Consider the following 15,088-nt stretch of genomic DNA (forward strand, 5'->3'; position numbering starts at 1 on the left):
AGTTGAGGGCCCGGCAACCGTGCTCCCGGCGCTCAGCGCAGGGAGCCCACCTGGCTGCCGTCGGCCAGCAGCCCGTCGAGCCGGGGCCGGTCACCCTCTCTGGTGGGAAGGGCCAGCAGGCGCCCGTCGGCCCGGCCCTTCGCGCCGCCCGTCGCGGTCAGCGATGTGAACTGCCGTGATCCCGCGGCCAGTACGTACCACCGGCCGCCGTCCGACTTCCACAGCACTCCGGCCAGCACCCGGGGCCTGCGTATCCCGCAGTCGGGCGAGTCCTCCGCACGGGCGGCGACCGCGCCCGGCGCACCCGTGCCCCCCGACAGCTCGGGCGGCGCCTGGAACTGGGCCAGGACCCTGCTGCCCGAGCCCCGCCAGGTGTCGGCCCTCGTGCAGAACCACAGCGCGTCGCCCTCGCCCTCCGGCAGCCGCTGCCTCGCGTACGGCCACGAGTTCACCGAGCGGACGCCGTTGGACCGCACCGCCGGCAGGAGACAGGCGGTGCGTGCCCAGCTCTCCCGCTCCGCCCGGCCCGCCACGTCATGGGGAGCCGACGGCGCACCCGAGGTGAGCCGCACGGGGGTGAGCTCACCGAGGTCCGTCAGCAGCCGCGTCGCAGTGCCGTCCCGCACCTCCAGGACCTGCCAGGAGCGGCAGTCCGCGCGGCCCCCCGCCGTCCCGGGCACCGCCAGCGGGTCCGTCACCCCGTGGCGGTCACGGGGCAGCGGCCGGGCCGCCGTGTGCGGGGCCAGCAGGTCCCGCGCGCCGGCGCCCCGCACCCAGGGCGCGGTCAGATAGCGGATCCGCCCGGCACGGCGCTGCACCACCAGCGCGCTCGCCGCCACCGCGTCCGCGCCGTCGACCCGGGCGAAATCCAGCGCGGCCCCTCGGGACGGACCGGCTCTGCGCGGTTCGGCGTAGCGCACGACGCGCAGGCCGTCGTGGAACAGGACCACGAAGGCCGTGCCGACCTCGCCCGCGTACAGCAGCTGCGGCGGTCCCATCGGCGGGCCGTCGGGCGTGCCGGGCGTCACCGAGGAGACCACCGCCGGACCGGGCCGCGCCCAGGAGTCGAGGGCACGGCGCAGCAGCCCGGCGTCCCCGGTCCGGTCGCCGCGGGCCGGCCAGACGGTGAAGTCCCGCCGGGTGGAGGCCCGCCAGACCCCGTCGGGCACCCGGCGCAGCGCGGCGGGGTCCAGGGCCCGCTGCGCGGACTGGTGGCGTGCGTGGAACGGCGCGGAGGCCGCGCGCGGACCGCCCAGACCGTCCCCCGGCATCAGCAGCAGCGTCCCGCAGACCACCAGGGCGCCGGCGCCGGCCAGGACGGTCCGCCCCCGCCTCCTGCGACGGGCCGGGTCGGTCGGTCTGACCTGCAAGGAGCACGGGTCGAACTCCGGTGAGGCCAGCAGGGTGTAGGGCGCGGTGAGGGCGTCGGCCTCCAGCAGCGCCGCCCGGGGATCGGCGACGCCCGCCGCGTCGAGGACCCGGCAGATCTCGGCGTCGTCGAGCCCTTCGAGCCCCCGCAGCACGTGGGCGGCCCGGCAGGGACCAGACGACGCGGCGAGGGCCTGTTCCAGGGCCAGCTCGTCCGCACCGCAGGAGTGGGGGAAGAGGCGCAGCCCCCACACCTGGGGCACCACCGGAGGGAACTGCGCCCGCCGGGGCCGGGCGAACCGGAGCAGCGGCAGCCCCGCCTCCAGCGCGGAGCGCACCACCCGGAGACGTACGTGCGCGTACGCGCGCCCCGGATCCGCTGCCCGGACGCCGCCGGCCAGGGCGCGCTGGGCCAGCCAGTGGGCCGACAGCACCCGGCGGTTGCGGCCGAGCGAGGGCACCAGCACGAGGTACGCGATCCGTACCAGCCGGGCGTAGTGCTCGGCGGGCCCGGCCTCGGCCCGCTCCCCGGCGGGCTGCTCCTCGTACGGGCGGCCGGCGGACGGCGGTACTGCGCGCAGTGGGGGCATATTCAGCTGAACGAGCGAATGGTGCGATGGTCACTCCGGCGCGTGCGCTCCGGGGCGGGTTGTGCGGTTTCCCGGCGCGAGCCGGGAGCGCCGGGCACGATGGCCGCATGGTCGAACGGCTTGAGTGGCGACGAGGACGGGCCCGCCGGGCATCGGCGCGCATGCTGGCGGGGTTCGCCCTGCTCACGGCGTGCGGCGTGCTCACCGCATGCGGCGGGGGAGCGGACGGCGACGACAAGCCCGCCGAGCCGCCGACGGCGAGCGGGACGCTGGAGCAGCTCGCCTCGAAGGCACACTGCGAGCCGGATCTGCAGACGGACGCCGAGGAGCTGCGGCAGGCCAACTGCACGACCGGCGACGGGCGCTGGGTCCTCGCGACCTTCGCCACCGACCGCGGCCAGCGGGAGTGGATCAACGAGGCCAACGACTACGGCGGCTCCTACCTCGTCGGCCGCAAGTGGGTCGCCGTCGGGGACGCGGACGTGGTCGCAGCGCTGCGCGGCCGGCTCGGGGGGACGGTGGAGACCGGCTCGTCGCACCACTCGGGGGACAGTGGCGGTGGGGGGAACGAGCCAGGGCACTCCGGTCACCACAGGAGCTGACCGCGCAGGCAGGAGGGGCGGGCGGCGCTGTGGGGGCTGCCGCGTCAGCGGCACTTCCGCCCGCCGTTGATGCAGCTCACCACCTTCTTCATGAGCCTTTCGTCGAAGACGTTGATGAAGTCGCCGTGGTCGGTGCCGGGCTTGTGCAACTGCTCCGGGAAGGAGTCGACGGCGAATCCGGGGCCCGGCGGGACGTCGTACACGATGCGCTGGACCAGCTGCGGGATGGCCCGGAAACCGGCCGGACAGCGCCCGTCGTCCTGGGCGAACGCCACGTGGGTGCGGTGGTTGGCGCTGTCGGTGTTCTTCCCGTCCCAGCAGCTCTGGAAGGCGAACGACCGGACGACCTGGCTGCCTTCGGGGCAGATCGGGTACTTGTCCGCGAGCTGCCGGTCCTCGAACCCGGTGCAGCTCCAGGACGCGTTGGCGTTCGCGTCACCGTTGGTGAAGGACTTCGCGTCCCCGGTGATGATCCGCAGGAAGCGCGGCATCGCCGTGACCTTCCCGGCGGGGGAGCCGACGAACCTCAGCGTGACCTGGGACGGGGTCTGGATCTCCCCGGTGTTCTGGTCCTTGCCGCCGCCGTCCGCGTCGACGTCGTTCTCGTCCTCGCCGTTCTGCAGGCGGAGCACGGGCCAGTAGTACGTGGACCGGTCGCCCCGGTTGCGGCAGGTCGTCCCGCCGCCGGCCAGGTCGTCGTCACCGGCGAAGGCGTCCGTCGCCTGGTTGCCGACGTAGTCGTGCATGTGGTGGGCGCCGTTGCTCACCCCGGGAGCGGCGATGACGTTGTCCGGGTTGAACTTGCCGTTCTCGTTGCGGCCGCAGTCCGTGCTGAAGGTGCCCCGGGAGGCACCCCGGCGGTTGCGGGGCCGGTCGGCGCCGGGCCGGACGGACCGGATGTCGACGAAGTCGGAGGCTTCGGGGCCGTTGCCCTGCTGCCCCTGCTCGCCCCCTTGGCCCTGACCGCCGTCCTCCAGCCCGTCGCCGCCCTGATCGCCCTCCTGGCCGCCGTCCTGACCGGGATCCGCGCTCCCGGTGGGGTCCTGGCCGCCGTCACCCCCGTATCCGCCGCCCGGCCCGCCGTCCTCGTCGTCGGCGCGCAGGCTGCATCCGGCGAGCCCGTCCAGGCCCTGAGGCCGGGCGCCGGCGACCCTTTCGACGGCGATCCCGATCCGGTCGAGGCTGGCCGACCGCTTGCTCCGCAGCGGACCGAGCACCGCGTTCTCCGCGAGTGACGGGTCCTGGGCGATGCGCTCCTTGCGGTCCGCGAACTGCCGGTACGCGTCGGTGATCTGGGTGTCCATGACGGCCAGCTCACGGTCCACCTCCGGCCGTGCCGGGTCCGGCACGTCGGGAAGGGCGATCCCCGCGTCCGGGCAGTCGATCGTGGACATCTGGCGAGCCGTCCCCCGGTCCTGCCCGCGAGCCGGACCGGACCTGCCCTCCCCGGCACTCGCGTAGACGTCGACGGCGACCAGCCCACCTCCTCCCAGAACCAGCGCGGCCGCGGCGGCGATCGCCCGGTTGGCCGTGGCCGTACGTTTCCTGCGCGATGTGCGTCCCATGAAACTCCTCCGCTTCGAGTCCGCTTCGAGTGCTCCGAGTCGGAAGCGTGACGTCCCATACGGACCGGGGGCCCCATGCGTTCAGTGCGCGGTGGAATGTGCCATAGCGAGACACGCCGGCCGGTCGGTCATCGGCGTGATGCACCGGGATCTCGCGGTCCAGGGCCGCCCGGACGCACGCCCGGCCCACGGCCCCACCCTCCGGACGGTGGGGGCGCGGATGGACCCCGCGGGCACCGGCCCCGCGTGCGAGAGCTCGCGGGGCCGGGCGGTCGTGCCGTCAGCCGTGGTCGAGGTAGGCGAGGACCGCGAGCACGCGCCGGTTGTCGTCGTCCGACACCGGCAGGCCGAGCTTGCCGAAGATGTTCGAGGTGTGCTTGGCCACCGCCCGCTCCGTGACCACCAGCTGCGCGGCGATCGCCACGTTGGAACGGCCCTGTGCCATCAGCTCCATGACCTCGCGCTCCCGCGGCGTCAGACCGGCCATCGGCGCATCCACCGAACGCCGGGACAGCAGTTGCGCGATGACCTGCGGGTCCATCGCCGTACCGCCGGCGGCGACCCTGCGCACCGCGTCGATGAACTGGTCGGCGTCGAACACCCGGTCCTTGAGCAGGTATCCGATGCCCCCGTTGCCGTCCGCCAGCAGCTCCCGCGCGTACAGCTGCTCCACGTGCTGCGACAGGACGAGCACCGGCAGGCCCGGTCTCCGGCGGCGCGCCTCCAGTGCGCACTGCAGGCCCTCGTCGGTGTGGGACGGCGGGAGCCGGACGTCGACGACGGCGACGTCCGGCTCCGACTCGGCGAGCGCCCTGGTCAGTTCGGGGCCCGTCCCCACCGCCGCGGCGATCTCGAAGTCGTAGGCTTCGAGCATGCGTACGAGGCCGTCGCGGAGCAGGAAGAGATCTTCTGCTAGGACAACGCGCAAGGGATCTCCATGGTCACCATGGTGGGACCGCCCACAGGGCTGCTGACGGCCAGGACGCCGTCGAATGTACCGAGCCGGCGTTCGATCCCGCTCAGCCCGGAGCCTGTTCCGACGACCGCCCCGCCCCTGCCGTTGTCGGTGACGGAGATCCGCAGCATCCCCCCGGAGTGGTGCATGTCCACCCATATGCGGTCGGCGCCGGCGTGCTTCGCCGCGTTCGTCAGCGTCTCGCTGACGGCGAAGTACGCCGCCGACTCGACCGGGGCGTCGGCGCGACCGGGAAGCTCCACCGTGACCTCGGACGCGAGCGGCAACCGCAGGGCCAGCGCCCTCACCGCGTCCCCCAGGCCCCGCTCGGCGAGGACCGGCGGGTGGATGCCCCGGACGAGGTCCCGCAGCTCCGTGAGAGCCTCCGCGGACGACGTACGTGCCATCGCCAGCAGCTTCTTCGCCTCCGCGGGGTCCTTCTCGACGAGTGCCTCGATGGTGCCGAGGTTCATCCCCATGGCCACCAGCCGGGCCTGCGCCCCGTCGTGCAGATCCCTTTCGATGCGCCGCAGTTCGGACGCTGCCGTGTCCACGGCCTCGTGACGCGTCTCGGTGAGCCGGTCGATGCGCCGGGCCAGCTCCTGCGGGGTGGGCGACAGCGACGACCGGGCCAGCAGGAAGTGCAGCCGCAGCAGGGGCCGGCTCGCGAACAGCCCCGCATGGAAGATCAGGACGCCGAGCGCCGCCGCCGCCAGCCCGGTCGCCTGGCTGCTGACCGGCACGAAGCCGTACCAGTACGTGCTGTCCTCGAACACCCGCCACAGCCCCGCCCCCAGGACGATCCCTTCCAGCGGATAGACCAGCAGCGCGAAGGTGAGGACCAGGAGCACGTAGCCCGCCGTCATGTCGACGAGCAGCCACCGCAGGTCCCGCCAGGTCGCCGGATCCTTCAGCATCAGCACGGTGCGCTCCACCTGCCCGGTGAACCCGGTGCGCAGGTCCTTCGGGAACGGCCGGTAGGGCTCGGGGATCCGCACGTCCGACCAGGCCGCCGCGAGGCGCCGGCGCCGGCCGGCGTGCCGGCGCACCGCGTCCAGGACCGCGGGTGTGGTGACGAGCCCGACGCCCAGCAGGATGAACGAGACCGAGAGGACCGACAGGACGAAGAGGGTGACGGAACCGGTGATGCTCGCGAAGGAGAGGGCGAACGCCCGTCCACCGGTGAGGAACGCGGCCCGCACCCGGCTCTGTGCCGATCTCATGATGGTGTCTCCCCTCGCCGGGCTCCCCGCCGGATCCCGTCCGGGATCAGTCTCGCCCGGGGGCGGGGGCCGTCGTCAGCCGTTCCGCCACCCGGTGATGGTGTACCTGGCACCACCCCCCAAACGGCGGGAGGCCCCGGGACGGGTCCCGGGGCCTCCCACGCGTGCGGTGCGAGATCAGGGTGCGTACTTGTAGCCGACGCGGCGCACCGTCTGGATCGACCGGCGGTGCTCCGCGCCCAGCTTGCGGCGCAGCCGTGCGACGTGGACGTCGACGGTGCGGCCGTCGCCCACGTGCCCGTAGCCCCAGACCGTCGTCACCAGCTGGTCCCGGGTGTGCACCCGGTGCGGGTGGGCCACCAGGTGGGCCAGCAGCTCGAATTCGAGGTAGGTGAGATCGAGGGTGACACCGTCCACGGCGGCGGTCCGCCGGGTGGGGTCGATCCGCACGGGACCGCCCGCCGGGACGCCGCCCGCGGGCTCCGGCACGAACTCCAGGTGCTGGGCGGAGGCCACGGCTCCGGCCAGGGCCGGCTGCTGGTCGGCCGGGACGAGCACCAGGTAGCCGACCATCGGCGGCCGGCCCGGCAGCGCCGGCAGAGTGTGCTGGGGCGCGGGCAGCCAGGTGGCGCCCGGCGGCAGGAAGCCCGCCACGTCGGCCGGCTCGACGACCTCGTCACGGTCGACGGCCCGCAGCCGGTGGCGGTTGGGGGACAGGGAGGTGCGGGCGGTGGTGGTGGCCGCAGCGGACACCGCGGTGGCCGCGGTGGCGGCGGATGCGGTGGAGAAGGTACGGGTGTTCGCCATGAGGGTCAGCTCTTTCGCGCGAGGAGTCGTCGAGGACGTACGTCGTGCGCGCGGGCCGAAGGCCGGGGTGAGGCGGCTTTAGAGGGCCTGCGCGTTCCTCGCGCGGCAACACACCCGGTCGAAGTCATGGTGCTGACGGGAGGGCCAGAACGGTTCGAGGTCGCTGCGACCCGACGCGGTGTACTGGAAGCTGGCCATGCCCCCATTGAAGCAGAGATTGCCGCCGCGCAGCAGGGTCCTCTCACCCGTCGATACGGACCGCCGTGTCAGGTTCCTCACGCACCCCTCCCGCACCGTCCGTCCCCGGACGTCCACAGGCCGTCCCGGCGGCGGACACGCCGAAGGGGCGCCCGGCATGCGGGCGCCCCTTCGTCACGGACGGGTGCGGATCAGACCTGGTCGGCCTTCTCCAGCGCGGTGCAGCAGGTGTCGACGATCAGCCGCGTGACCACGTACGGGTCGACGTTGGCGTTGGGGCGACGGTCCTCGATGTAGCCCTTCTGGTCCTGCTCGACCTGCCACGGGATGCGGACCGAGGCACCGCGGTTGGAGACGCCGTAGCTGTACTCGTTCCACGGGGCGGTCTCGTGCAGACCCGTCAGGCGGTCGTCGATGCCCGCGCCGTAGTTCTTGACGTGGTCCATCGGCTTCGAGCCCTCACCCAGCGACTCGGCGGCCGTGATGATCGCCTCGTAGCCCTCACGCATCGCCTTGGTGGAGAAGTTGGTGTGTGCGCCCGCGCCGTTCCAGTCGCCCTTGACCGGCTTCGGGTCCAGGGTCGCGGAGACGTTGAAGTCCTCGGCGGTGCGGTACAGCAGCCAGCGCGCGACCCACAGGTGGTCGGAGACCTCCAGCGGGGAGACCGGTCCGACCTGGAACTCCCACTGGCCGGGCATGACCTCGGCGTTGATGCCGGAGATCGCCAGGCCGGCCTTCAGGCAGTTGTCGAGGTGCTTCTCGACGATGTCACGGCCGAAGATCTCGTCGGCGCCGACACCGCAGTAGTAGCCGCCCTGCGCGGCCGGGAAGCCGCCCTCGGGGAAGCCGAGCGGGCGGTGGCCGTCGAAGAAGGTGTACTCCTGCTCGATGCCGAAGATCGGCTCCTGGCCCGCGAACTGCTCGGCGACCGGACGGAGTTCGGCGCGGGTGTTGGACTCGTGCGGAGTCATGTCGATGTTGAAGACCTCGCACAGGACGAGGATGTCGTCACCGCCGCGGATCGGGTCCGGACACGCGAAGACCGGCTTCAGGACCCGGTCGGAGGCGTGGCCCTCGGCCTGGTTGGTGCTCGAACCGTCGAAGCCCCAGATGGGAAGGTCCGCCACGCCCTGCGAGGGGCTGCCCGCCATGATCTTCGTCTTCGAACGAAGCTTGGCGGTCGGCTCGGTGCCGTCGATCCAGATGTACTCAGCCTTGAACGTCACGGACGCCATCCTTTGCGGGTGCTGCGGTCTATGGTGCGCAGCTTCGCAAAGTGCGATTTCCCGACCGTTGCCCGCATGTGAACCCGGTGTTACCGAGGTTTCCCGGGGGTGTCGGACGGCAGGTCCCCGCCGCCCCGGGCCGTCTCACCCCGCGGCGCACCGGATACGTTCCGGGCCGGCGGCCGGCCGGGGCAGACTGGCCCGCATGACGACACACACGGCCTCCGCCGGGCCGCTCCGGATCGGCCTCGTCGGGGCGGGCCCCTGGGCCCGCATGACCCACGCCCCCGCTCTCGCCGCCCACCCCGGCGCCGTGCTGAGCGGGGTGTGGGGCCGGCGCCCCGAGGCGGCGGAGGCGCTGGCCTCGGCCCACGGCACGCAGGCGCACACCGGCGAGGCCGGCCTCGGCGCGCTCCTGGCCACCAGCGACGCGGTGGCGTTCGCCGTGCCACCGGACGTCCAGGCGCCCCTGGCCGTACGGGCCGCCGACGCCGGATGCCATCTCCTGCTGGACAAGCCGGTCGCCACGACGGTGGAGGACGCGCGTGCGGTCGCCGGGGCCGCCGGGCGCGCCGGGGTGGCCTCCGTGGTCTTCTGCACCCTGCGGTTCGCCGAGGGGACGGCCGGGTGGATCGACGAACAGGCGGCGGCGGGCGGCTGGTTCACGGCCCGTGCCCTGTGGATGGGCGCGCTCTTCGCCCCGGGCACCCGCAGCGAGTTCGCCGCCTCGCCCTGGCGCCGGGAGAAGGGCGCCCTGTGGGACGTGGGCCCGCACGCGCTCTCGGTCCTGATCCCGGTCCTGGGCGAGGTGACGGAGGTGGTCGCCGCCCGCGGCCCCGCCGACACCACGCAGCTGCTGCTGCGCCACGCCTCCGGAGCGTCCAGCACCGCCACCCTCGCGCTGGACGGGCCGGAGGCAGCTGCGGGGACCGAGGTCGAATTCCGCGGTGAGCAGGGGGTGTCCGCCCTGCCCGCGGGAGGCGGCGACGCGCTCGGCGCGTTCCGGGCGGCCGTCGACGCGCTGACAGCCGCGGCGGGCACAGGGGTGGCACACCCCTGCGACGCCCGGTTCGGGCTGCGCCTCACCGAGGTCCTCGCCGAGGCCGAGGCGCAGCTGGGACGGGCCCGGCCCGCCTGAGGCCGGGGCGGGGAGCGTCCGGCCGGGGGCCGTCGCCCCGCCTCAACGCCCCAGCGCGTCCCGTACCGCCTCGTCCGTCCGCGCCACCACGGCCGATCCGTCCTGCGCAGTGATGATCGGGCGCTGGATGAGCTTCGGGTGCTCGGCCAGCGCCGTGATCCACCGCTCCCGCGCACCCGCGTCCCTCGCCCACTCCTTCACCCCGAGCGTCCTGGCCTCCGCCTCCTGGGTCCGGGTGATGTCCCACGGCTCCAGCCCGAGACGGTCCAGCACCGCCCGGATCTCCTCGGCCGACGGCACGTCCTCCAGGTACCTGCGGACGGTGTAGTCGGCCCCTTCGGCGTCGAGCAGACTCAGCGCGCTGCGGCATTTCGAGCAGGCGGGATTGATCCAGATCTCCATGGGGCCAAGGGTACGGGAGGGACCCCGAAATGGCCTCTGGCCAGGGACGATTGTCAGTGGTCGGCGGTAGTATGGAGGGAGTTCGTGAGGGTTCCACCACTGTGCCAGGAGGTTGCCGATGGCCGTCGCCACAGCCACACCCGAGCCGCTCCACACGCCCCTGCGGAAGAAGCGTCTCCCCGCGGGCCGGCCCCGCGAGTGGTACGTCTCGCACAACCGCCGACTGAAGGCCATGCGCCTGGCGATCGCCCTGCTCGACACCGGCGTGTACCAGCCGTCGAGCGCCCACAACGCCCGCATACGCGAGGCGGCCGACCGCCTCGCCATGCACCGGCCGTCCGACACCACCTGCCGCATGGTCCGCACCCTGATCCGTTACGGCCGCTGATCCCGCCCCGCCCGTGCCCCCGGGTCCACCGGGGGCACGGGCACCGTTGTGCCGCCCGGCTGCGAGACTGCGCTCCATGCCTCATGCCGACCTGACCCTCGCCCGCTGGCGCGCCCTGGACGCCGCCTCCGCGGAGCGGTTCGCGCGGGAGGCGGCCCGCGGAGCGGGCGGCCGACTGCTGCGCCTCGACCCCGCCCCGCACACGGAGGGCGCCCTGCACCGTGCCCTGATCGAGCGGGACGGCGAGCGGTACGCCCTGGTCCCGGGCGGCGAGGTGACCGTGGGCTTCGACGTGGACGGCTGGCAGCCGCTCCCCGAGCAGCTCGCCTCCTACCGCGAGGAGAGCCTCGCGGGCGGGTTCGGCTTCGAGGACGACCCCCGCGCCCACCTCGCGCGGATCATGACCCCCCGGCGCACGGTCGCCCTGCCCGCCGTGCTGATGGCGGTGGAGCCTCGCAAGCTCCCCGAACTCCCCGAGCTGGTCGGCGCGTTCTTCGCCGGTCAGGGGCTCCGCCTGCCCGGCCCCGACGAGTGGGAGCACGCCTGCGGAGCCGGCGCCGGGACGCTGTTCCGCTGGGGCGGAGGCTTCCCCTCGGGCGTGTCCCCCTACGGCGGCGGCACGGGCCCGCACCTCCTGCCGAACGCCTTCGGGCTGCACATCGCCTTCGACGTCTACGAGAGCGCCGAGATGACCTCGGACCCCGGTTCCGTATACGGCGGCGACGGGGGAGAGGCCGCCTGCGGCGGCTACGGCACCCTGCTCGAATGGCTTCCGCTGGCCACCGCCAACCGCAATCCGCACACGGCCGACTTCCTCCACGGACCGGAGGGCGAGGACATGTTCGCTGACTTCACCGCCCGTCCCGTCATCGACCTCGACTGACGGGAACGGCCGGCGGGAGCACCCGGCCACCGCACACACCGTGCGGACGTGTGACGTGTCACAGACAACACAGCGGTGCTGTGGGAACTTCAACCCTGTTACTCGTCAGTTGAGTTACCGACGTGCGCGTGGAGAGGTCGAATGAGCACTCTGCAAGCCATCACGCTCGACCAGGTGGTCGACACGGACCGCTACCCCCTCTCGGACCCCGAAGGCACCGCGGCCCGCGCCGTGGTGGCACGGGCACGGCGCGAACTGGCCGACGACGGCTGCACCGTGCTGCCCGACTTCGTCCGCCCCGCGCTGCACGGGATCCTGCGCCAGGAGTGCGCCGCGCTCGCCCCGCACGCCTACTTCGACGTCGAGACGGTCAACGTCTACAACATCGACGTGGACGCGGAGCTGCCCGAGGACCACCCCGGCCGGCGCACCTTCGAGCGCGGCAACGCGTTCGTCGCCCGCGACCGCATCCCCGGGGGCTCCCTCATCAGCAGGCTCTACGCCCATGAACCGTTCCAGCGGTTCGTCGCCGACTGCTTCGGCCTGCCCCGCCTGTACGAGCTCGCCGACCCGCTGTCCGGCCTCGTGCTCAACGTCGTCCGGCCGGGCATGGAGCACCCCTGGCACTTCGACACCAACGAGTACACGGTCAGCATGCTGACCCAGGAGGCACAGGAGGGCGGCTCCTTCGAGTACTGCCCGAACATCAGGTCCGCCGAGGACGAGCGCTTCGACGCCGTGCGGGGCGTCCTGGACGGCCGCCCCGCACGGCAGCCCGAACGTCTGCCGCTGAGGCCGGGCGACCTGCAGCTGTTCAAGGGCCGCTACTCGCTGCACCGGGTCAGCCCCGTCCGCGGCGGCCTCGCCCGCCACAGCGCGATCTTCGCGTACAGCGAGCGCCCCGGCGTCATCGGGAGCGTGGCCCGCACCCGGCAGCTCTTCGGCCGCGTCCTGCCAGGACACCTGGAGGCGGAGGGCAGGGCCGTGCGGGGCGACCGGCTGCTGGACTAGAGCTCCCGGCGGCACCAGCACGGCGAACGGCTCCAGCCACCCACGCGCCCCACCGAGGAGAAGCCCCTTGCGTCTCGACGCGTCCGGAAAAGTCTCGCTGGACCACATCTACACCGCGGCCGACCCCCGCACCTACTTCCAGGAGCTGCGCCCGCTCGGCTACTGCGTCCCCCAACTGGCCAAGCCCTGGTTCGACAAGCTCATCAAGGAGTACCGGGAGACGGAGCGGGTGCCCGTCCCCCGCGTCCTGGACATCGGCTGCTCGTACGGGATCAACGCGGCACTGCTCAAGTACGACGCCACCATGGACGAGCTGTACGCGCGCTACGACGGCAGCGGCCCCGCCTCCCGCGCCGCGCTCCTGGAACGTGACCGGGACCTCGCCCGCTCCCGCAGACCCGCACACGGCCTGCGCTTCACCGGCCTGGACGCCTCCACCAGCGCCCTGGCCTACGCACACGAGGCCGGCTTCCTCGACGACACCGTCCACGCGGACCTCGAGGCGAACGACCCCACCCCCGAGCAGCGGGACCTGCTCGCCGGGACGGACCTGGTGATCTCCACGGGCTGCATCGGCTACGTCACCGAACGCACCCTCACCCGCGTCGTGCGGGCCCAGGACGGCCGCCTCCCGTGGATGGCGCACTTCGTGCTGCGGATGTTCCCGTTCGGACCCGTCGAGACGGCCCTGGCGGAGCTGGGCTACCGGACCGTGCGGATCGACGAGGTCTTCAAGCAGCGGCGGTTCGCGGGCCCGGAGGAGCAGCGAGGCGTCCTGGACAGCCTGGCCGCCGCGGGAGTGGACGCGAGCGGCCTGGAGACGGACGGATGGCTCTACGCTCAGCTCCACCTCTCCAGACCCCGGCACCGCTAGCCCCCTCATCCACCGACTCATCGAGAAGAGAGCCGCATTGAACGTCAGTCAGGAAGCAGCAGCCGAAGCGGCCTTCGCCCGCGAAGGCGCCCTCCCGCGCGTGCCGCTGCCCACGATCGAGGCGAGTTGTGAGCGGTTCCTCGCCTGGTGCGCCCCGCTGCTGACCGCGCAGGAGCGCGTCGAGACGGAGGCCGAGGTCACGGCGTTCCTGCGGCCCGGCGGCCCCGGCAGGACCCTGCACGCCGCGCTGGAGGAGTACGACGCGACGGAAGGCGTCCACAGCTGGCTCGACACCTTCTGGCCGTACCGCTACCTCGGCCGCCGGGACCGGATCGCGCTCAACGCCAACTTCTTCTTCCTGTTCAAGGACACCGGGCAGGGGCAGCTCGACCGTGCGGCGGGGCTCGTCGCGGGAGCCCTGCACTACAAGCGGCAGCTCGACGAGGGCCTGATCGCCCCTGTGGAGCAGCGCGGCGTCCCCCAGTCGATGGTGCAGAACAGGTACCTCTTCTCCACCACACGCATCCCCGGCGTGCCGCTGGACACGGTGCGCGCCCCGTACAGCGAGGAGGCGCCCGGGCCGTCCACCGCCCGGCACATCGTGGTGTTCTTCCGGGGCACCATGTTCCGGCTCGACGTCATCGGCCCCGACGGCGTCCCGCACAGCCTCGACGAGATCGAGGCCGGGCTGCGCGCCGTGACCAAGGCCGACGTCCACACCGCCGAGGAGGACAGGGCCGGCCACCTCACCACGATGGCGCGGGCGGAATGGGCGGCCACCCGCGCGGCCCTCGCCGCCCGCCACCCCGGCAACGCCCGGACGCTGGACGACATCGAGACCGCCCTGTTCTGCGTCTGCCTGGAGGACTTCGTACCGGCCGGCACCCAGGAGGCCTGCGACGAACTGCTCCACGGGGACCGCGGCAACCGCTGGTTCGACAAGGCCGTCTCCTTCGTCGTCCACGCGGACGGCAGGGCCGGCATCAACGTCGAGCACTGCGAGCTGGACGGGACGACCATCCTCAGCTTCACCGACGCGCTCCTCGGCACCTCGCCGCAGGAGCACTCCCTCGGCTCCGGCGCCCGCTCCCAGGGAGACCCCGTCCCCCGGCCGCTCACCTTCGAGCTGGACGAGCCCCTCAGGGCCCAGGTGCGCGCCGCCGCCGAGTCGTTCGCCGCGTACGGACGGGACACCGCCACCACCACGGTGTCCTTCCAGGACTTCGGCAGCACGGCTGCCAAGGCGCTCAAGGTGTCCCCGGACGCCTTCGTGCAGGTCGCGTACCAGCTGGCCCACCAGCGCGCCAAGGGCCACCTGGGGGCGACGTACGAGTCGATCGCCACCCGGCAGTACCGCCACGGACGCACCGAGGCGATGCGCGTCGTCACCCCCGAGATGCCGGCCTTCGTCGCGGCGATGGAGGACCCCGCGGCCGGCCGCGAGGCCCGCCGCGCCGCGTTCCGGGCCGCCGCCGCGGCCCATGTGGCACGGGCGAGGGAGTGCCAGGCGGGGGAGGCCCCCGAGCAGCACCTGTGGGAGCTGGAACTGATCCAGCGCCGCCGCGGCGAGGAGCTCGGCGTGGACGAACAGCCCGCCCTGTACCGCTCCCCGGGCTGGCTCACCCTGCGGGACGACTACCTGAGCACCAGTTCGGCGCCGTCGGAGAACATCCAGTACTTCGGCTTCGGCTCGACGAGCAGCCGCTGCATCGGCATCGCCTACGTCCTGCTGCCGGACCGCTTCAACCTCTACCTGAGCACCCCGCGCACGGTCGCCGGCCAGATGCACGCCTTCGCGGACCACCTCCGCGAGGCGGTCGCCGAACTGCGCGCCCTGCTGGCGGACTGAACCCCCGAC

At 73.2% G+C, this 15,088-nt stretch carries 14 protein-coding genes; 7 read left to right on the forward strand and 7 right to left on the reverse strand.

Going from position 1 to position 15,088, the window contains the following annotated elements; translation table 11 throughout:
- Positions 1-32: 32 nt before the first annotated feature.
- On the reverse strand, positions 33-1,958 hold the full coding sequence (locus tag ACFC51_RS09770) for a hypothetical protein (protein ID WP_376527875.1): 1,926 nt from the start codon (positions 1,956-1,958) through the stop codon (positions 33-35).
- A 107-nt stretch (positions 1,959-2,065) separates the two neighbouring features.
- Here ACFC51_RS09770 and ACFC51_RS09775 point away from each other — a divergent pair, with 107 nt between their 5' ends.
- Complete coding sequence (locus tag ACFC51_RS09775; protein ID WP_376527877.1) at positions 2,066-2,560, forward strand: hypothetical protein; 495 nt, start codon at positions 2,066-2,068, stop codon at positions 2,558-2,560.
- A 44-nt stretch (positions 2,561-2,604) separates the two neighbouring features.
- Here ACFC51_RS09775 and ACFC51_RS09780 read toward each other — a convergent pair whose 3' ends face one another.
- The 5 genes from ACFC51_RS09780 to glnII all read right to left on the reverse strand — a co-directional run bounded on the left by ACFC51_RS09780 (position 2,605) and on the right by glnII (position 8,534).
- Positions 2,605-4,125 carry a DUF1996 domain-containing protein gene (locus ACFC51_RS09780; RefSeq protein WP_376527879.1) on the reverse strand — a complete coding sequence of 507 codons (1,521 nt, stop codon included), beginning with the start codon at positions 4,123-4,125 and terminating at the stop codon, positions 2,605-2,607.
- Positions 4,126-4,405: 280 nt separating this feature from the next.
- Positions 4,406-5,053 (reverse strand): LuxR C-terminal-related transcriptional regulator, encoded by a 648-nt coding sequence (locus ACFC51_RS09785; RefSeq protein ID WP_376374788.1) that lies wholly within the window; start codon positions 5,051-5,053, stop codon positions 4,406-4,408.
- Positions 5,038-6,303: a sensor domain-containing protein gene (locus ACFC51_RS09790; RefSeq protein WP_376374791.1), complete on the reverse strand. Its 1,266-nt coding sequence runs from the start codon at positions 6,301-6,303 to the stop codon at positions 5,038-5,040. Before ACFC51_RS09790 ends, ACFC51_RS09785 begins: the two co-directional genes overlap by 16 nt.
- A gap of 177 nt (positions 6,304-6,480) precedes the next feature.
- Entirely contained in the window at positions 6,481-7,110 is a 630-nt protein-coding gene (locus tag ACFC51_RS09795; RefSeq protein WP_376374795.1) for a winged helix-turn-helix domain-containing protein, read from the reverse strand.
- A 389-nt stretch (positions 7,111-7,499) separates the two neighbouring features.
- Complete coding sequence (glnII, locus tag ACFC51_RS09800) at positions 7,500-8,534, reverse strand: glutamine synthetase (RefSeq protein ID WP_376374797.1); 1,035 nt, start codon at positions 8,532-8,534, stop codon at positions 7,500-7,502.
- A 205-nt stretch (positions 8,535-8,739) separates the two neighbouring features.
- On the opposite strand from glnII, the gene ACFC51_RS09805 reads away from it, so the two are divergent.
- The gene (locus tag ACFC51_RS09805) at positions 8,740-9,672 is read left to right on the forward strand and encodes a Gfo/Idh/MocA family protein (RefSeq protein ID WP_376374800.1); all 933 of its coding nucleotides are present in this window, start codon (positions 8,740-8,742) and stop codon (positions 9,670-9,672) included.
- Between the two features lie 42 nt (positions 9,673-9,714).
- Here ACFC51_RS09805 and ACFC51_RS09810 read toward each other — a convergent pair whose 3' ends face one another.
- Complete coding sequence (locus ACFC51_RS09810) at positions 9,715-10,074, reverse strand: ArsC/Spx/MgsR family protein (RefSeq protein WP_376374802.1); 360 nt, start codon at positions 10,072-10,074, stop codon at positions 9,715-9,717.
- A gap of 118 nt (positions 10,075-10,192) precedes the next feature.
- Here ACFC51_RS09810 and ACFC51_RS09815 point away from each other — a divergent pair, with 118 nt between their 5' ends.
- From ACFC51_RS09815 to ACFC51_RS09835, 5 genes are all read left to right on the forward strand, one after another.
- Positions 10,193-10,462 (forward strand): hypothetical protein, encoded by a 270-nt coding sequence (locus tag ACFC51_RS09815; RefSeq protein ID WP_376374805.1) that lies wholly within the window; start codon positions 10,193-10,195, stop codon positions 10,460-10,462.
- Positions 10,463-10,538: 76 nt separating this feature from the next.
- Complete coding sequence (locus ACFC51_RS09820; RefSeq protein WP_376374808.1) at positions 10,539-11,345, forward strand: hypothetical protein; 807 nt, start codon at positions 10,539-10,541, stop codon at positions 11,343-11,345.
- A 141-nt stretch (positions 11,346-11,486) separates the two neighbouring features.
- A complete protein-coding gene (locus ACFC51_RS09825; RefSeq protein WP_376374810.1) occupies positions 11,487-12,356 on the forward strand; it encodes an arpA protein in 870 nt (289 codons plus the stop codon).
- A 67-nt stretch (positions 12,357-12,423) separates the two neighbouring features.
- Positions 12,424-13,230, forward strand: coding sequence for a class I SAM-dependent methyltransferase (locus tag ACFC51_RS09830; protein ID WP_376374813.1), 807 nt, complete (start codon positions 12,424-12,426; stop codon positions 13,228-13,230).
- 37 nt (positions 13,231-13,267) lie between these two features.
- Positions 13,268-15,079: a choline/carnitine O-acyltransferase gene (locus ACFC51_RS09835; RefSeq protein WP_376527882.1), complete on the forward strand. Its 1,812-nt coding sequence runs from the start codon at positions 13,268-13,270 to the stop codon at positions 15,077-15,079.
- Positions 15,080-15,088 lie beyond the last annotated feature (9 nt).

Origin of the sequence: Streptomyces sp. NPDC055962 (genome assembly GCF_042270185.1) — a bacterium.
Lineage (GTDB): Bacteria > Actinomycetota > Actinomycetes > Streptomycetales > Streptomycetaceae > Streptomyces.

Bases quoted from the DNA above. Each gene is read 5' to 3' on its own strand.
- ACFC51_RS09805 (WP_376374800.1), top strand. From the start codon at position 8,740: ATGACGACACACACGGCCTCCGCCGGGCCGCTCCGGATCGGCCTCGTC.
- ACFC51_RS09795 (WP_376374795.1), bottom strand. From the start codon at position 7,110: ATGGCGAACACCCGTACCTTCTCCACCGCATCCGCCGCCACCGCGGCC.
- ACFC51_RS09810 (WP_376374802.1), bottom strand. From the start codon at position 10,074: ATGGAGATCTGGATCAATCCCGCCTGCTCGAAATGCCGCAGCGCGCTG.
- ACFC51_RS09780 (WP_376527879.1), bottom strand. From the start codon at position 4,125: ATGGGACGCACATCGCGCAGGAAACGTACGGCCACGGCCAACCGGGCG.
- ACFC51_RS09815 (WP_376374805.1), top strand. From the start codon at position 10,193: ATGGCCGTCGCCACAGCCACACCCGAGCCGCTCCACACGCCCCTGCGG.
- ACFC51_RS09825 (WP_376374810.1), top strand. From the start codon at position 11,487: ATGAGCACTCTGCAAGCCATCACGCTCGACCAGGTGGTCGACACGGAC.
- ACFC51_RS09790 (WP_376374791.1), bottom strand. From the start codon at position 6,303: ATGAGATCGGCACAGAGCCGGGTGCGGGCCGCGTTCCTCACCGGTGGA.
- ACFC51_RS09775 (WP_376527877.1), top strand. From the start codon at position 2,066: ATGGTCGAACGGCTTGAGTGGCGACGAGGACGGGCCCGCCGGGCATCG.
- ACFC51_RS09770 (WP_376527875.1), bottom strand. From the start codon at position 1,958: ATGCCCCCACTGCGCGCAGTACCGCCGTCCGCCGGCCGCCCGTACGAG.
- ACFC51_RS09820 (WP_376374808.1), top strand. From the start codon at position 10,539: ATGCCTCATGCCGACCTGACCCTCGCCCGCTGGCGCGCCCTGGACGCC.